This is a genomic window from Thalassoglobus sp., from assembly GCF_048270125.1.
Lineage (GTDB): Bacteria > Planctomycetota > Planctomycetia > Planctomycetales > Planctomycetaceae > Thalassoglobus.
This window is the reverse complement of the sequence record NZ_JBLWTN010000017.1, coordinates 32,523-50,273: the sequence shown is the minus strand read 5'-3', so window position 1 is coordinate 50,273 and position 17,751 is coordinate 32,523. Positions and strand designations below refer to the sequence as shown.

15 protein-coding genes are annotated in these 17,751 nt (G+C 50.2%); 11 read left to right on the top strand and 4 right to left on the bottom strand.

Annotated features, from left to right (window positions below; genetic code table 11):
• Nucleotides 1–350: 350 nt before the first annotated feature.
• Complete coding sequence (locus ACN0YR_RS17165; RefSeq protein ID WP_417850461.1) at nt 351–2,030, bottom strand: hypothetical protein; 1,680 nt, start codon at nt 2,028–2,030, stop codon at nt 351–353.
• Between ACN0YR_RS17165 and ACN0YR_RS17160 the strand changes: the two genes are divergently transcribed.
• The 3 genes from ACN0YR_RS17160 (at nt 2,029) to hpnH (ending at nt 3,903) form a co-directional block, all read left to right on the top strand.
• Entirely contained in the window at nt 2,029–2,304 is a 276-nt protein-coding gene (locus ACN0YR_RS17160; RefSeq protein WP_417850460.1) for a hypothetical protein, read from the top strand. The two genes, ACN0YR_RS17165 and ACN0YR_RS17160, sit on opposite strands and share 2 nt — an antisense overlap.
• Before the next feature lie 66 nt (nt 2,305–2,370).
• A complete protein-coding gene (locus ACN0YR_RS17155; protein WP_417850459.1) occupies nt 2,371–2,610 on the top strand; it encodes a hypothetical protein in 240 nt (79 codons plus the stop codon).
• A gap of 156 nt (nt 2,611–2,766) precedes the next feature.
• Complete coding sequence (gene hpnH, locus ACN0YR_RS17150; protein WP_417850458.1) at nt 2,767–3,903, top strand: adenosyl-hopene transferase HpnH; 1,137 nt, start codon at nt 2,767–2,769, stop codon at nt 3,901–3,903.
• 32 nt (nt 3,904–3,935) lie between these two features.
• On the opposite strand, the gene ACN0YR_RS17145 is transcribed toward hpnH, so the two are convergent.
• Complete coding sequence (locus ACN0YR_RS17145; protein WP_417850457.1) at nt 3,936–5,579, bottom strand: hypothetical protein; 1,644 nt, start codon at nt 5,577–5,579, stop codon at nt 3,936–3,938.
• Between the two features lie 528 nt (nt 5,580–6,107).
• Between ACN0YR_RS17145 and ACN0YR_RS17140 the strand changes: the two genes are divergently transcribed.
• Both ACN0YR_RS17140 and ACN0YR_RS17135 read left to right on the top strand, forming a co-directional pair.
• On the top strand, nt 6,108–6,830 hold the full coding sequence (locus tag ACN0YR_RS17140) for a class I SAM-dependent methyltransferase (RefSeq protein WP_417850456.1): 723 nt from the start codon (nt 6,108–6,110) through the stop codon (nt 6,828–6,830).
• A complete protein-coding gene (locus tag ACN0YR_RS17135) occupies nt 6,827–7,891 on the top strand; it encodes a glycosyltransferase family 2 protein (RefSeq protein ID WP_417850455.1) in 1,065 nt (354 codons plus the stop codon). Before ACN0YR_RS17140 ends, ACN0YR_RS17135 begins: the two co-directional genes overlap by 4 nt.
• Before the next feature lie 74 nt (nt 7,892–7,965).
• On the opposite strand, the gene ACN0YR_RS17130 is transcribed toward ACN0YR_RS17135, so the two are convergent.
• Nucleotides 7,966–9,354, bottom strand: a complete 1,389-nt coding sequence (locus ACN0YR_RS17130) for an arylsulfatase (RefSeq protein ID WP_417850454.1) — start codon at nt 9,352–9,354, stop codon at nt 7,966–7,968.
• A gap of 212 nt (nt 9,355–9,566) precedes the next feature.
• Here ACN0YR_RS17130 and sthA point away from each other — a divergent pair, with 212 nt between their 5' ends.
• Nucleotides 9,567–10,964 (top strand): Si-specific NAD(P)(+) transhydrogenase, encoded by a 1,398-nt coding sequence (sthA, locus tag ACN0YR_RS17125; protein ID WP_417850453.1) that lies wholly within the window; start codon nt 9,567–9,569, stop codon nt 10,962–10,964.
• 93 nt (nt 10,965–11,057) lie between these two features.
• The gene (locus tag ACN0YR_RS17120) at nt 11,058–12,086 is read left to right on the top strand and encodes a N(4)-(beta-N-acetylglucosaminyl)-L-asparaginase (protein ID WP_417850452.1); all 1,029 of its coding nucleotides are present in this window, start codon (nt 11,058–11,060) and stop codon (nt 12,084–12,086) included.
• Between the two features lie 25 nt (nt 12,087–12,111).
• Here the strand turns inward: ACN0YR_RS17120 and ACN0YR_RS17115 are convergent, their stop codons facing one another.
• Nucleotides 12,112–13,698 (bottom strand): tetratricopeptide repeat protein, encoded by a 1,587-nt coding sequence (locus ACN0YR_RS17115; RefSeq protein ID WP_417850451.1) that lies wholly within the window; start codon nt 13,696–13,698, stop codon nt 12,112–12,114.
• A 208-nt stretch (nt 13,699–13,906) separates the two neighbouring features.
• Between ACN0YR_RS17115 and ACN0YR_RS17110 the strand changes: the two genes are divergently transcribed.
• From ACN0YR_RS17110 to ACN0YR_RS17095, 4 genes are all read left to right on the top strand, one after another.
• Nucleotides 13,907–14,122: a hypothetical protein gene (locus ACN0YR_RS17110; RefSeq protein ID WP_417850450.1), complete on the top strand. Its 216-nt coding sequence runs from the start codon at nt 13,907–13,909 to the stop codon at nt 14,120–14,122.
• Between the two features lie 492 nt (nt 14,123–14,614).
• Nucleotides 14,615–15,379, top strand: a complete 765-nt coding sequence (locus ACN0YR_RS17105) for a GGDEF domain-containing protein (protein ID WP_417850449.1) — start codon at nt 14,615–14,617, stop codon at nt 15,377–15,379.
• 471 nt (nt 15,380–15,850) lie between these two features.
• Nucleotides 15,851–17,287, top strand: a complete 1,437-nt coding sequence (locus ACN0YR_RS17100) for an arylsulfatase (RefSeq protein ID WP_417850448.1) — start codon at nt 15,851–15,853, stop codon at nt 17,285–17,287.
• Complete coding sequence (locus ACN0YR_RS17095; RefSeq protein ID WP_417850447.1) at nt 17,256–17,690, top strand: diacylglycerol kinase family protein; 435 nt, start codon at nt 17,256–17,258, stop codon at nt 17,688–17,690. The genes ACN0YR_RS17100 and ACN0YR_RS17095 overlap by 32 nt, the downstream gene beginning before the upstream one ends.
• Nucleotides 17,691–17,751 lie beyond the last annotated feature (61 nt).

The window sequence follows — 17,751 nt, the reverse complement described above, 5'->3', positions numbered from 1 at the left end:
TGGTTGAATTGCAAGGGATGAAAATTTAAGGGGGAGAGAACTCCTGAACCGATTTTCGGCTTAGAGCATCTTTCGGACTGGTGTACAGGTTCTGCCTCGTGGCGAACAGCATTTTTATTGATGAAACGCGTTCTTAACGGGCACACGGTAGAGCAGATCGCTCTAGAATAACAACTCCGTAGCAGCGAGTGCAGACTGGTTCCCTGAAGAAATTTGATTCGCGGGGATCTTGTTTTACCGAACACTTATAAGTCTCAATCGGCAAGACCTTCATTGACCGCTGATCGCAGCATGGGGTTGCTTGAATCGATTCCCGTTTCAGGTGAGGAATGTCCGGCGAAAGCCCGAAATCAATGAGCCGTGGCAATCTGTTTATTGCGTTGATTGACTCGGTGTTCTGATTGAGTGGCGAAAGCAGGCCACTTTGCGGGAGTTTTGACCGCTGCATTGTCGGTAATCACACGACGGTTGGCAGCGAGATAATCTTCACTTGCTGGATTGTCGAACCGGTTTTTCGGTCCCCAAACCTGTGCCAGGTCGTCCTGATAGAGCAACGACCAGTTCTCCTGATGACGATTCATGACTCTGACAGAGGGCTGTTGCAACCGGCTGATGAGGATGAGTTCGGGATTTTTAAAGGAGAGAGCTCGAGAGGAATCGATCGGGCCAGACAGCGGGCTTCGATGCCGTGGCCCTTCGTAATCTTCTCCAAAAGTGAAGTCGAAGTAGACATCAATGATTTCTTGTGGGTAGCATGTACGGAAGCGACCATCGATGGCAACCGTCGAATCCATCTTCTCGTTGGCAAAGAAACCGATGGCATATTGAGCCCAGTTGAATGTGACCACTGTACGGCCTTCGAGACCATGCTCAGCCATATATTTGAGCGCATCGACCGGGTACTTGTCGCGAGGGACATTGAGTGTTGCCAGCTTCGGAGCCGTTGCAACCGCAACGGAAACGATCCAGATTCCAAGAACTCCCTGAATCAGAATCGGACGTTGCCAAAATCGTTTGGAAGCAGATGAAGCTGCAAGTTTTTTATTTTCCCTCTTGAGATCCGCCATGAATTGAACAGCGACATCGTTGATTTCAAGAGCGAACCAACTGGCCCAGAGGATCGCCAGTAATGGGAGATGTCGAATGTGACTGATGGCTTGCGTTGCGATCAACCCGAACACAATGAGTTGAACCCAGTCAGCTCGTTGACGCACCTTCGCCGCCAGGAGCACGGTGACCGCCATCACCCAAAATCCAACCACTTCGCGGCTAAAGCTGAACAACGATGGGGATTCCCAATCGCCGATTTCAGGTCGCGGTTCATGCAAAGCACCCCACATCCACTGATGGAGTTCAATCCCATATGGAGTTAGCAGAGTTGAAACACAAATTCCAAAACCGACGATTGGCAATATCGTCAGTGCCTTGCGGGTTTCAGAGGGAATTGGCTCACCGGTTGAGCGGCCCCGGACTTTTGTCAAAATCAGTTCAATGAATCGTAATCCCAGGCAGGCGATTGCGACACAAACTCCAGCTGCGAAACTGCCATGTGTGTTCGCCCAGATCGCTGTCAACGGAAGCAACCAGAAAAGATGTAGCAATCGCTTTGCTGAAATTTCTCCTTGCCCATCCTTCTGAAAGCACCAGTACAATAGCGCACTCATCATCCCAAAGAAGACATAGCCAAAGATTTGTGGACGAAAGTGCCAGTGAAACTGAATTGAGAACGCAACGACCAGACAAATGAACGCGGCAACGATTTGATGCACCCCATTCGCACGGGCACGCCACCAGATGATCCCAAGCAAGATCCAACCGAACAGATATTTCCCGATTGTCAGCCCACGAGGACCAAAGACATTTGTGCCGGACGCCATGACCAGTTCAGCGATATTTTCATGATTGATCCAACGTGTTCCTTCAGCTGTGAAGGACCAGGTGTTCGTTCGTGGCAGGACACCCTCTTCAAGAATTTCCTGACCATATTGCACGTGTCCCCACAAATCGGGATCAGCGAAGTCCATCGCCATGATCAACCCACATGTCGACAGAACAGCCACAGCAAACAAGACCCGTATCGATCTCGTCGAACCTGAGTTCACGTCTGTTTTGAGAGGGGAATTCGAGATTGAGGAGATCATTGCTGCCAAAGCTGTCAAAATTGTGCTGATTATGGGATTCAACGGTATTACTTGCCCGATACCGGTCTGGAAACGCCGGAATGCTCACTTGACTCACTCTTTGAGAGAGCAAGCTCAGGTTTCAGGGGCAGTTCTAAACGTACCTCACAAAAGCGGGTTGTGACGAAATGATGCAAAAATTCACCAATTGCAGGGTCATCAGGTTTCGTGTCGGAGCACAAGGATAAAGATGAAGCTCGACATTCACCCTGGAGAAGGAATTGGCCTCGTTCGGTTTGGCATGCGACCAGCCGAGGTTCTGGCTCTCTTCAGCGAGCCACAAGTGTACGAGGACTGGATGGGTGGAAACCTCAACGACGCTCTGCTGTTCCACGGGCTCCTTCTTTACTTCAATGAATGCAACGGCAGCGGCCCTCTGCCGAGCAGCACGCTGAACTGGGTCGAGGTCTATCCCCGAACAAATGCATGAATCTAAGCGGCGATTCACGTGGCAGCTAAAGTCAACTACAATCGTCGTCCGTGTAAATTTGCGGGAAATCAGCGCAGACGCCGGGCTGCAAAACTGTTATCACATCACACGCTTAACTCATTTCAAAACAATGACTTCGGACGGAGTCGAAGATCTATGTCAGTACCAGTTTCTCAAATGTGGACGGTTGCGTCGTATGTGGTGAAGCAAAAGCTTCAACGACGGAAACGATATCCCCTTGTATTAATGCTGGAACCGTTGTTCCGGTGCAACCTTGCTTGTGCAGGGTGCGGAAAAATTCAACATCCGACGGAAATTCTGAAACGTCACCTTTCGGTCGCGGAATGCCTTAACGCTGTCGACGAATGCGGGGCTCCAATTGTTTCAATTCCAGGAGGGGAACCGCTACTTCATCCGGAAATTGATCAAATCGTTGAGGGCATGATTGAGCGCGGCAAGTACGTTTACCTCTGTACAAATGCCATTTTGCTCGAGAAGAATCTGCATCGATTCAAGCCCTCGAAACAACTCTCATTTTCTGTTCATCTGGACGGACCAAAAGAAGACCACGATGCAGCCGTCTGCCGAGAAGGGATTTATGACGTTGCGATTCAGGCAATTCGGACAGCCGTTGACCAAGGCTTCCGCGTAACCACGAATACGACCGTCTTTAGTCACGGTGATCCTGATCGGCTGCGAGGGATGTTTGACACACTCATGGAGATCGGCGTCGAAGGGATGATGCTCTCTCCCGGATACCAGTACGAGAAGGCTCCTGATCAGGAGCACTTCCTTTCTCGCGATCAGACGACCAACTTATTCCAACGCATTCTTGGCAACGCGAAACGGTCCTGGGTCTTCAACCAGTCTCCACTCTTCCTGGAATTCCTGAAGGGAAAATGGGATCTCGAATGCACTCCTTGGGGAAATCCAACTTTCAACCTGTTTGGCTGGCAGAAACCATGTTATCTACTTGAAGAAGGTTACGCTGAAAGCTTTCAGGAATTGATGGACTCCGTGGACTGGGACAGCTACGGGCGAGCCAGTGGGAACGAAAAATGCCAGGACTGCATGGTCCACTGTGGATACGAACCGACAGCGGTCGATGCCACTTTTGGAACACTTTCCGGATTTGCGATGTCTGCCTGGAGAACTGTTTTTGGACCGGGAAAAGATATCATTCCTGAACCAATTGAAGCATCCGCACCGAGGGCTTCCAACCTGGTCTCACTTGAAATGAATCTCCCTTCCTCATCCGGTTCGAAAGAAGAAGAGACTCACTCAGTCGTGTGAGCCAGCTACTGCGGAACTTCATCCGATCGCAGCTATTCGGGTTCAGTCGCTATCCGAGCTTTGTGCTTGAGTGGATCGAATTCTGTCGCGAGTTTCCCGATGGGCTGGGTCACTCGATGGACAACATACGGCCCAGAGCGAAAAACGACCGGCTGCGAAAACGGGAAAAGCTCAAAACCGTCTTCAGGAAACGCCTCGGGAAGTTGTGTCTCGGGATTGTTCGGAGTTTGAAGTTCTTCTTCAGTCATTCCGGCATCAGTGAGACTGCTGACTGCAAACCTGTGTTGGCATTGCTCCAGCGCGAGTGAGATTTCGTCGGTCCGGCTTTTGAAGAGACGTGCCAATGTGTCGAGAAAGACATATCGAGTGGACGGTCTGATTTCCAACTCCGGGTAGATCTGAACTAAGTGATTCGTATAGACCGTGACCTCTCCGTCCTGAACTCCCTGTTCTTTCAGATAGGCAATAACTGGTTCAAGATGCTCCCAGCTCGGTTGAGGATCGACCTGAATCTTCTTTCGCAGTTTCATCGATGGTCCTGAACTGACGCAATCCCACCAGGAACTGAGCCGAACAGGAGAGAGTATCGGCGAGGTCAGCACGACCAACAGGCAAGCGACTGCGAAACCCTTCCAGACGATCGACTGAAATTGTGATGGAATCCTAACGCTTAATGAAATCGCTAAAGCCAGAACCAATGCTGGCACATGAACATACATGAACGGGTACTGCAACACGAAGACTTGCACCAGCCAGCCAATGTAAAGCGCAATGAGCAGGAGTAAGCGCGGCTGTCGCTGTGACTTCTCGATGATATTGGTTTGGATCGTCCGAGCCGAAACGATGAGAGCGACCACATGGGCCCAACTCCACGGGAAGAAGACGTTCCATAATCCGACCATGCGTTCAGCGGTCAATCGAGAGCGCCCCGTCGAAACGTATTCGGGATTCCACTCAAGTTGCATCACCCAAAATGCATCCCAGGCTCCGGTTTGAATCAACCAGAGCGAGCCGAGAATCCCCATGAGGATTCCGCCCGCGAGGACTCCACTGATTTCGATTGCAATGCGAGTTCGATTTTTCGTAAGCCAGGCCGACATCAAAATCACGCAGAGAGCTGGCACGGCAATGTGTGGTTTGATCCAGAATGCAATTGACCAGTAAATACCTTCAAGAAACGCTGAGGCAGCAACCTGCTTCGAAGACAAGTCTTCTTCTCGTTTTTCCAATCGGGAAATCCGACACTGCACCGCAAGCAAACAGGGCAAGAGCATCCAGAGATCACGCTGGCAGTGACACCATTCCAGAAGCCCCAAATAAAATGCAAAAACTGACAATGTCAGCAAAGCTGACTGTCTCGAAAACAGGGATTTATCGCGACGCAAAATCAGACGCGAGAGAACAGCAATGATTCCAGTAACGACAGCCAAATCAAACAATCGCAGAACAACATCTGACCAACCGAAAATGCTTCGCACAAACATATGCACCCACACAACACCGGGAAGATTCGGTTCGACAATGTCTTGATACAAAACACCACCTTCCAGCGCACAGCGGGCCTGCAAATCGTAGATGACCGTATCGAGAGTCAGATGCAAGCAAAGAAAAACTGGAACATTGATGCCCAATAGCACGAGAACAATTCCCCAAACGATCCGTTGTGAAACGGACATCGAACTCCAAAGTTCATTCAGTCTGGAAGGGGAATTTTCAGTCATGAATTTACGAATGCCGTCGCGATGAACGAAGTGGGACTGTGGAAAACAAGAGTGTTGAATCAGGATCGTGAACTAAGACTTGAAATAAGACACTGAGAAATAAACTGGCCCAGAAGCAGGAAGTCTTCGAGTTACAATTTGTTTCAATGAAGAGACCTTCAAATAAGTAGCTCTTGTTCCTAGAGGGTGCCGGTATTCATTTGAGCACGCTCCTAATTGCTGGCGTGTTGCAAATTCGCATCACCCCAAACCGTTACAACCAACACAAACTGAATGGTTTACCAAATAAGTCGTTGCGGAAAAGCAACGTAACGGACTCATTCCTGCATCCCGGTTCTTTGTGAGGTAGATCATTTTGGAACTGATCCGAAAACTTGACGTTGGCCGCTGAAATATCGAGGAGACGGCACATTTCAGAGGTTTCTGGACAGGTTCAAAGAGCATGAAATCTTTCTCCCCCGAACCAGAACGAACGGCACTCCGATGCAGGTCGAACATCTCGAAGAACTGAAAGAACTGGAAGAGTCCTATTGGTGGCACGTCGCTAAAAGAGACCTTGCGGTCAATTTGCTGCAGAAGTACTTCCCCGCTCCCGGGAAACTGGTTGAAGGTGGAATTGGCTCGGCTCGCAACCTGATCACTTTTCAGGAAATGGGTTATGAAGTCAGCGGGTTTGACGTCATGCCCGAATCGATCGAGACCGCACAATCCCGTGGCCTGTCCGCTCAGCTGCATGATCTTGCTTTGCCGTGGCCTGTCGAAAATGAATCATTACGAGCGGTCGTTCTTCTCGATGTGATTGAACATATCGAAGATCCCGTCGCAGTCTTGCAAAACGTGTCGAACGCCTTGGCTCCCGGTGGTGGAGCGATTGTGACAGTCCCTGCTTATCAATGGATGTTTAGCGATTGGGACAAAGCACTCGGACACTATCGACGTTACACCATGAAGATGTTGCGCGCTCAAGCCGAAGAAGCCGGGTTGAAAGTCACTAGTCTGACGCACTGGAATGCTTTCACACTCCCAGCTGCCATGGCTGTTCGTAGCTGTGAAAAAATCTTCCCGAAAGGTCGCTCGGCAGAGTTCCCAAGAGTTTCAAAGTTCACAAATCAGATGCTTCTCAACTGTGCAGCCGCCGAACGCTGGATGATGAACCGAATACCCGTTCCGTGCGGGCTCTCTGTTGTAGGAGTTCTTTCGAAATGATTAACGCCCGATCCACAGCCGCGCAAAGACGCGACGTTCACCAGCGATTAATTTCGGTTGTGCTGCCGGCGTTCAATGAAGCGGATGTCCTCAACGACCTTTACATGTTGGTGCAATCCGCCCTGAAAAAGTGTGGACCTCGCTACGAAATTATCTTCATCAACGATGGTTCCTCAGATTCCAGTGACGAAATTCTTGACCAACTGGCAGCGAATGATCGTTGTGTTCGAGTGATTCATTTTTCACGAAACTTCGGGCACCAATCAGCAGTTCAGGCGGGGATTGCCCACGCTGCTGGGGATGCTGTGATCGTGATGGATTCAGACCTGCAAGACGATCCAAACGCGATTGTTGATTTCGTCCAGAAATGGGAAGCAGGCTACGATGTTGTTTATGCGGTCCGACATGGTCGCAAAGAAAACATTGTGAAACGATCGCTGTTCCATGCATTCTATCGTGTCCTGAACGCAGTTTCGTCGACCAAAATCCCAATGGACGCTGGAAACTTCGGCCTGATGGATCGCGCGGTTGCGCAGGAAATTATGCGGCTGAAAGATCGAGACCGTTACTTCTCCGGGCTCCGGAGCTGGGTGGGATTCAAACAAATTGGTATCCCGGTCGAACGTGGGCGTCGTCATGACGACACTCCTCGCGTTTCGATGTTTGGCCTGTTTCGTCTGGCGAAGACTGCTATCTTTTCGTTCTCAACAGTTCCACTCTCAATCTTTTACGTGATTGCGGGTGTCGCCTTGATGACATGTGCAGGTGTCACGAGCTTCACGCTGTACCATAAACTCTTCACCGGCCTGGCCGTTCCTGGATGGGCCTCGATTACGATTGTGGCATCACTCTTGGGAGCGTTAAACGCGATGGGAATCGGGATCATCGGAGAATATGTAATCCGCATCTACGATCAGGTCCGAGCCCGACCATCCTACATCGTGGGAGAAAAAAAGAACTTCGACGAGCCTGTTCAACCGACCAGCCGTGAAGAGCAACTTCTCGACTGGCTCGAAGAAAACTGGCAAAGCCCACTTCAGGAAGTGAGCGAAATTCATTAAAAAAGATGCAATGCCGTACACTTTAAAGGTACGGCACTGCATGCTTTCAACGAACAGACTCTCATTGAATGTTCTTATTGAAATAGCTGAAACGTTTCTGATGGAACGTGTGCTTCTTCAAGAATGCGGGACATTTCTTTGACGACCTGAGGGTGCTCTGCCGCAATGTCATTCTCTTCGCCGATGTCTTTGCTTAAGTCGTATAATTCGATCGGAGCCTCGGGGTTCTTTTTGAGATTCTTGCGGACCGCTTTCCAATCTCCCTTTCTGGCAGCTTGCGACTTCCCTCGTTCGGTGAATTCCCAGTACAGGTAGCGGTGCTGTTTTTGCATATCCGGATTCCCGGTCAGTTCATCGAGAATCGAGATCCCGTCGATATTTGCAGGAGGCTCCACACCAGCGATTTCACAAAATGTCGGAAGCATGTCCCAGTGTGCAGAAATCAACTTTGAGCTGGAACCGGGCGCGATTCTTCCCTTCCAGCTTGCCAGCAGCGGGGCTCGAATTCCGCCTTCGTAAAGATCGCGTTTATGTCCTTTGAACGGGCCATTGGAATTGAAGAACTCGGGGTCATGGCCTCCTTCTTTGTGTGGTCCATTATCTGATGAGAGCAAGACGATTGTGTTCTCTTCCAGGTTCAACTCTTTGAGCAACTGCTGAAGTGCCCCGACTTGTGAATCGAGACGTGTCATCATTCCAGCGAACGCTGCGATGGGATTGTTGATCGTCGTTCCGGCGTATTTCCCCTGGACCTTTTCAAACTGTGGGAACTTCTCACGATACGGAGCCACAGAATCTTCCGGAGCCTGCATCGCTGCATGAGGAACGGTAACAGGTAAATAAAGAAAAAACGGAGCCCCTTTGTGGTCCCGAACAAATTTCAAGGACTGTTCAAATATTAAATCCGCAGCGTAGGTCTTCCCGTCGAGTTGAACAAACTCGTTGTTCGACCATAGATGATCAGGGTAATAGTTATGAGCTTGTCGCTGACAATTATATCCGTAGAAGACATCAAAATGCTCCATTGGATCAGAGGTCGACCCGGGTGCTCCCAATCCCCATTTTCCAAACATCCCTGATGTGTAGCCTGCTTTCTTCAGCAACCTCGGAATCGTGACTACATCAGCCGGCATCGGGGCTTGCCCCTCCGGCTTCACTTCGCGGTTACCTCGAACGACACAATGACCGGTATGTTTCCCGGTCATCAGTGAACAGCGAGTTGGTGCACAAACGGTACTTCCTGAATAGTGCTGTGTGAACTTCATCCCTTCTTTGGCGATGCGGTCAATATTTGGAGTTTCAAACTTTTCCTGACCGTAACAGCTGAGGTCTCCATATCCGGCATCATCGAGTAAGATGTAGATAATGTTCGGTTTCGGTCTCTGTTCCTCGCCATGAGCGTTTGAGAGGACTCCCAGCAGAGTTAACGCGAAAAACACGAAAGAGATTGACCGAAAGTTCATCAGAAAACCTGTACTTAGGGTGAAAGAGTACAATTTGCGCCCAGTAGAATATCACTCACGGGATTGATTCAACCAGTCTGCTCGTGAAATAAACGCTATCACGGAAGACTTCAAGTCCTCGGTAAATCAAACTCGATTGCACTTCACCGGCGATTTAGAACAATGGCAGGTATCCAGCCAAGTTGCCTTTAGAACAATAAGAACGACGATTTATGAAAGATCAAAAATACGACATTATTGTCATCGGCAGCGGTCCTGGTGGAGAAGGGGCCGCCATGCAGGCGGCAAAGCTTGGGAAATCGGTCGCCATGGTGGAGCGAGACCTTCCTATCGGCGGCGGCTGTACGCATCGCGGGACGATTCCGAGCAAGGCTCTGCGACATGCCATTTTTCAAGCGACAACTCTGCTCAACAACAAACTGTTTCGCGATGCCGCACTATCCCGACTTCCTGAATTTCCTGAACTGCGAAGAACTGCAGCCAGCGTGATTGAAAAACAGGTCGAGATGCGGATGGGGTTCTATGATCGGAACGGGGTCGACATTTTCAAAGGAACGGGGAGCTTTGTAGACTCCAACACGTTGAAGATCATCGATGAATTTGGCGGGAAGCGGACGATCGAAGCGGGCGCGTTCGTGGTCTCGACCGGCTCCCGACCTTATCGCCCGAAAGACATCGAATTCAACCATGGTCGTGTCTTCGATAGTGACACGATTCTCGATCTTTCTGAAACCCCTCGCTCAATTACAATTTACGGCGCAGGAGTCGTTGGATGTGAATATGCGTCGATGTTTCGCAACATCGGATCGAAAGTGAATCTCGTAAATACGCGGGACCAGTTGCTGGAATTCCTTGACGACGAAATCTGTGACGCGCTCAGCTATCACTTGCGCGACCGTGGCGTGTTAATTCGAAATCGGGAAGAGTACGACCGTGTTGAGCCGACCGACGACGGAGTGATTCTGCATTTGAAATCGGGTAAGCAAATCAAAACCGATATCCTTTTTTGGGCGGCTGGTCGCAGCGGGAATACCGACGGCATGGGCCTCGAACCGCTCGGGATTGAAATCAATTCACGAGGACAAATCCCTGTCAATGAGGACTTTCAATCTGCGGTGCCTCACATCTACGCAGTCGGGGACGTCATTGGACCTCCCGCTCTTGCCAGTGCTGCCTATGTTCAAGGACGATATGCAGCTCACCACATGATTCACGGAAGTTGTGAACGAGCGATGATCGAGGAGATTCCGTCGGGAATTTACACCTCTCCCGAGATCAGTTGCCTCGGCAAAACAGAACGAGAGCTGACTGCAGAGGGAGTCCCGTATGAAGTCGGACACTCGATTTTCAAGAGCCTCGCACGTGCTCAAATTACTGGCCAGACTGTCGGCATGTTGAAACTGCTTTTCCACCGAGAATCACTTCAACTTCTCGGCATTCACTGCTTTGGCGCTAACGCCTCAGAGATCATTCACATCGGTCAAGCAATCATGTCTCAGCCTGCAGAACACAACACGCTCATGTACTTTGTGAATTCAACATTCAACTACCCAACCATGGCGGAGGCTTATCGCGTGGCGGCATTGAATGGATTGAACCGATTGTTTTAAGCAGAATCGGATAAGCATGAGCGGTCTCTGGTGAATCCCTCCTTGAAAGGTTTCAATCCTCGAAAGTCGCTGAAGAGTCAATAAGGAATTTCCATGTCCATCGTTCGAGTGATTGCTTCGGCAAACGGATTGCAGGCAACTCGACTTGCTTATGAACAAATTATCAATGGAGCAGATCCGTTGGCTGCTGTTGTCGAAGGTGTCACCCTTGTTGAAGATGACCCGGATGACCTGACGGTCGGGTATGGTGGGCTCCCGAATGAACAGGGTGTGGTCGAACTCGACGCCGCAGTCATGCATGGCCCGACTCATCGTTCTGGAGGAGTTGCGGGACTGAAAAATGTTCGCCACGCAGCACGACTCGCCAAGCTCGTCCTTGAGCAGACTGATCACTCGCTGCTCGTCGGCGAAGGAGCAAATGAATTCGCAAAGGCTCAAGGTTTCCCGGAAGAAAATCTGCTGACAGAAAAAGCTCGCAAAATCTGGTTGTACTGGAAGCAGACTAATTCCACACGAGACGACTGGATCCCGCCGCCCCCGGATCAGCTTGATGACGAGGTCAAAGCGTTCTTCAAACTCGTCGATGATCATGGCCCCGCAGCGACTCACAATTACCAGCGGAGCGAAGCCATCGATCGACCGACTGGAACAATCCACTGTTCTGCGATTGATGCCGCTAGCAATCTCTCGTGTGTCACCACCACCAGTGGACTCGCATTCAAAATTCCCGGTCGTGTTGGAGACTCCGCTCTGATTGGTGCGGGGTTGTATGTCGACAACAAAATCGGAACCTGTGGCAGTACTGGTCGAGGAGAAGAAAACGTCCGCAACTGCTCCTCGTTTGGAGTCGTTGAGTTGATGCGAAACGGGCTTTCTCCCAAAGCTGCTGGAACAGAAGTGATGCAGCGACTTGTAGAGCATGTCACCGAGTCGCATCTACTCGGGAAAGATGGGCGTCCGAATTTTGGTTTGAAATTTTATGTTCTGAACAAGTCCGGGGATTACGCCGGAGTTTCACTCTGGGGACCAACAAAGTTTGCAGTGACAGACGAGTCAGGCACACGACTGGAAGAGTGCTCGTACTTGTTCAACAAAAATTCGCCGAAAACTCCGAGTGCCTGAAAAAACGTGAACGTCCCTGGACTCGTTATTCGGTGTAAAATGCTCTTGAACTCGACATGCGAATTTCTGTGAGCGAATTTTGTATAGCGTTGAAGAGTTGTTGTGATTCTTCATCGGTTGGTTCACGTGTGACAGAAACAGAGACCGGCGACTCCAAGTCTGCTTCGTCGTAGGTGATCTGATCGACGAGCCCTTCAGGGGCTCGCTCGAGGACCAGTTTCTTGAGGAAGTCGAGATACGAATCGATGTTTGCCTCTGAACACTGGCAGTTGTTGCCCTCACGAAGCGCGATCAAGTGAGATTCTGCGCTAAGTGCGTCGGGATGAGCTTTAGGGAGAGCGTGTAAAGATTCTTCCAAGAGATCAACGACACCTTCCGTTTGCCCGACATGTTGCAGAAAGATTCCATAAGCACAGAGCGTTCTCCCGAGCAGTTCCTCGTTGCCAGACTTCCTTGCGTTTCCGATTGCTTTTTGGTGCATCTGCTCCGCTGCTTCAATCCGTGCTGTCTCCGCGAGATGAATGGCGTAATTTCTCTGCACTTGTGATTGAGAAGCAGGAGATCCAGCCTGGTTTGAGATTCGGAGGGCAGACTCGTAAGCCTCATCCGCCGAAGAAATCTGTCCGGCATCGGTGTACGCCATCGCCATGCCGAGCAAGGTATTGATCGACTCTGGATGATGCTCCCCGATGTTTTCGAAAATTCGTTGAAAGGCTGCGATGCGTGCGGAATGATTTTCAACTTGCCGTGCCAGATTGGAAATTGCCACGTCAATTTCCTTCAGCTTTTGCAGGTCTCGCGGTTGGCTGGATGCATAGAGAGGTCTCAACTTCTGATAGAGCCCCAGAACCACATTCGGTTGATGAGTACGACTCATACGGTGGACCACTTCCGGAATATTCGAATGTAAGCTCGTTGGCATGTCTGACCAGTCCGGAAAAATGTCCTCTTCGTTTTGTGCTTGAAGAATGATTGCTTTCAGTGCAATGTCTTCGATGACAGATGAATTTTGAGCTTGCCGGTTGACCTTGATAGCTTCCTCAATGAGAGGGAATGCTTCGTCCAGTTTTCCGGCACGGGTGAGTGCCTCAGCACACGCCGTCAATCCGCAGGCATAGCCAGAGTGGCTTCTTCCGAAGAATTTTTCACGCCTGTTGAGACTCTCCTGCAGCAATTCGACGGCTTCGCTGTGGACACCGTTTTGCGAAAGTGCAACTCCCAGGTTCTCTTGGAATGTCAACAGATCCGCAGTCATGGATTCATCAGCTTCTGCAATATCACAGGCTGTTCGCAACAGCGGAATCGCTCTTGTATTGTCGTCCATCCAAAGAAACAACATTGCCTGATTAAAGAGGGCCAATGCATATTCACGACTCGTCGTCCCGGCCTCTTTCGAGACCTGCGTCACGAGTGAAACCATCCTTTGCTCGGCGTCCCATGTCTGACCAGCTTCGAGCAAACGGGCTGCTTCGCTGAGAGCTTCTTCAATCGCCTTTTCCATCGGAGACTGCTGATCCATGATTTGATGATTGTTTGCGGGTGGTTTCCGCAGAAGAAAACCGACGACACTTAAAACAACTCCGATACCAACGGCCACTCCGAGCCACAACATTTTCTACTCCAAAGTCGATGCGAGTGAATTACTCAAACTTGAGCCGATCTTCCCAAAGACCGATATAAACGGCAATGCCGGTCAGTTTCTCTATTCCGTTTAGGAGAGATTCAAGGAGCTTAACGGACATGCCGATATATGGACGAGAAGAGACGACTTCGATTTACAATGCCGAAGCGACAGCATGCCGGACCATGGAGGGATTCACATGCGACCACGTTTAAAACTTTATACGGGCGAAGAAGAGACCTTTGATGCTCCACCGACGATGACAATTTCTTTCGGGGAATTGATGCGAATCGTTGACGAGGCTGTCCAGCGAAAACGTTCCTGGATGAACGATTTCTCTCACGACGATGTCACAATCACTGAAGATCTCTATGAAGTTCTCACGGAGTACGCCCGTCTCAGACCGGGTGCGTAGTTCCGCCGGGGTGTCTTAACGGAAGAGAAGATCCCCATACAGGTCGCAACTTCAAGGAAATGTAGGATTGAAGAGCAAGGCAAAAATGACTTGCTGACTTCATTTCCTTATGTTCGACGCCACAGCAAAGCAAATATCGGTCTTTGCGCTCCGCCTCGTGGCGAGCAGTCTATGAAGCGATGGATGTGAACTTCTACGAACAAAAGCGTTGAAAATGCTGCAGATCTCTTGTTCTCACGCTGGGCAACACACAACTACAGACGTGTCGTGAATATGTGCAGTTAAAAGTATGAAGGCCATCTTCCAAAATTCTTGATTTCCGATCTCACAGCTTCCCGGTGAACGCATCGCGACCTGCTGATCGGTCTGTTTTTTCCGATCATTCTGATTATAGCGCGTGCTCATTAAAAGAATTCTCGAAGTAGTTGACGCTCGCTGCTAAAGGGTGGCTTAGGGTTGAAGAAATTCATCGTCCCTAAGGGTAAGACCGAGATGCGTGAAACCACGTCTCGAATGATATTTGTCGCAGTGAGCGCCTGGCTCAGTATCTGCCTGCTTCTCGCCGGTTGGATGCCGGAACTCGATAGTACGTTCCGTCCTCTCTGGTTGATTAGCGGTCTGGTAGGGCTGGTCTCGTCTGTCGGGCTGTCTGAATTAATCAAAGCTGATATTCGTGCTCAAGAGCGGCTTCTTAAAGAATATCGACAGGCTGCGATGACGGATGGCTTGACCGGATTGGCGAATCGTCAAGCACTCGAAAACGCGCTTAAGAATGCTCTCCATGAATTCAGCCCACAGCGGAATCCGCTCAGTCTGATCATGATTGATATTGATAACTTCAAAGCATTCAATGACCAGTGGGGACACCAGGCAGGCGACGCCGCTCTGAAAACCGTCTCAAATGCTGCTGTTGAATACTTCTCTGGAAAAGGTTGCGTTGCCCGGTACGGTGGTGAAGAATTTGCCATCGCCATGCCAAGTATGTCGCTACGAGAATCGATCAAACTCGCTGAAGGTTTCCGTGAGTACGTCAGCCGGATTGGCTGCAAGATCAATGACAAATCATCAAGTGTCACGATTAGCGTCGGGGTCGCAGAAGCTAAAGACCGTGAAGCACCAGACGAACTCGTCCTTCGTGCAGATCAAGCCTTGTACGCTGCCAAACGAAATGGACGCAACTGCATCCATGTCAGCGAAAACAGCGAAACTCAATCTGCAATTCTTGAACAAACCCTGACTGAACTCTCACTCTCCTGAGGCTGCATACTTTTTGTGCTGTCGACGTCGTTCATTTCAGCTGCATGAGACCCTGTCCGCAAATTTGTGGAATGGTCACTTTTCTCCGTGCTTAGAGCACCTTTCGAATTGGCTTGCAGGATCTGACTCGTGGCGAACAACTTTTTTACTGGAGAAATGCGTTCTTCACGGGCAAACGGTAGAGCAAACTGCTCCCAGAGAGCAAATTCAGGTTTCAGGATCAGCTCTCTATTCTAATTCGATGAACAGCCCCGCTCGCGATCAGGTTCGTGATAGCTCCTTGCGTGAGTGCTTCGGGGAAGTACCGCCTCTCAGGATTGCTCAAAGACGAAAGCATTGAAAGCTGAACTCGGCGACAAGGCAGCTGTGGCCTTGCATTTAATCTCGATCAGTTGTTTTTACTGGCGAAGAACTGCATTCAACTGCTACGCTCATTCAAAACTCACACCATTTCCATCAGGGTGAAAGCGAATGAACGTACGAAACTCAGCTGTTTGGGCATCGATCGTAGTGGGCCTTTTCGTCATCTTCTCAGCCAGTCTTTCAGCTGCCGAGAAACCGAATATCATCTTTATCATGGCAGATGATTTGGGGTACGAGGGAATTGGCTGTTTCGGACAAGAGAAAATTAAAACCCCCAATATTGACCGCATCGCTACTGAGGGAATTAAGCTCACGCAGTGCTATGCCGGCTCACATGTTTGCCAACCTTCACGGAGCGTGCTGATGACCGGCCTTCATACCGGCCACACTCCGGTTCGTGCCAACGACACACGACAATACCTGCTGCCGGATCATGTAACCGTCGCTGAAAAACTCAAATCCGCTGGGTATCGGACTGGCGGTTTTGGAAAGTGGGGACTGGGATACGAAGGGACCCCCGGGCATCCCAACAAGCAAGGGTTTGACAAGTTCTTCGGGCAGTATCTTCAGATTCATGCTCACTTCTATTATCCGTTCTGGGTGTGGGAAGACGAAACGAAAGTCCAACTCAGCCAGAACAGCAAAGGGATGAACCAGTATGTGAACGACGAGATTCACAATGCCGCAATGAAGTTCATTCGCAACTCTTCCGATGCTCCGTTCTTTGCGTACATCCCGTATATCATCCCGCACGTGGAACTTGTCGTCCCTGAAGATTCCGAGAAACCTTACCGAGGACAGTTTCCGAAAGTCTCGATTCAAGATCGTCGCGAGAACTACCTTGGTTCAGAAGATGGACTGACGACACTCGCCGGGATGGTCTCTCGAATGGATCGAAATGTCGGTGAAATACTCGCCTATCTGGACGAAAAAAATCTCGCTGACAACACTCTCATCATTTTCACCTCCGACAACGGAGGACAGAGTGGAGGAGCCGACGCTGGTTGGACAAAGATGACGGATTACTTCCAAATGAACGGCGACCTGCGAGGGTACAAGGGATCATTCTATGAAGGCGGAATTCGCGTCCCGATGGTTGCCCGCTGGCCAAAGAAAATTCCTGCTGGTGGCTCGAGCGACCATATCCTCGCGTTCTGGGATGTCATGCCGACACTCTGCGAAGCTGCTGCAATTGAGCCGCCCGAAGAAACGGACGGCATCTCGTTCCTCCCGACGCTGACAGGTCAAGGAGAGCAAAAGATCCACGAGGGAATGTATTGGGAATACCCGCGTGGAAAAGGGATTGCGCGAGCGGCGAGAATGGGAGACTGGAAAGCGATTCAAGCGAGACCGGGGGGACCGATAGAATTGTACAATCTCAAAGAGGACCTCAGCGAAGAGAAGAACATCGCCTCAAAACATGCTGAGATCGTCGAGAAAATGACATCTTTCATGGACGCCTCGCACGTCGATCAACCACCTCATCCGGGCCCCGGCGTGAAGAGCGGTGTTCATGATTACGTCAACGGCCCCTGGATCAAGTAATGCTCTTGCGAGCTTTGAATATCGCGACAAAGGCTCTGTCTTGAAGAATCCTGTTTCACTTTACCGTCGATTCGCGACTGCATTTCGTGGAGTCCTCGAAGTTTCGAGGCAAGAGACGAGCCTGCAAATCCAATGGGTCATGGCAGGATGTGTAGTGGCAGCAGGCTGCTTTGTCCGACTTTCATCCTTCGAATGGGCGCTTGTTGTCGTTTGTATCGGAGCTGTTCTCTCAGCTGAGATCATGAACAGTGCCATTGAAGAGACTGTCGACTTGCTCTCACCGGAGCTGCAGGAGAGAGCCCGTAAAGCAAAAGATTTTGCTGCGGGGAGTGTTTTAGTGATCGCACTCGCATCAGCAATTGTTGGTCTTTTGGTCTTTGGCCAGCATCTCTGGGATTTGTAAAAATCGGAAATTCACCGGAAAGCATGAGCGCCATTGCGTCTTTGCCATCGGTTTGCAACAG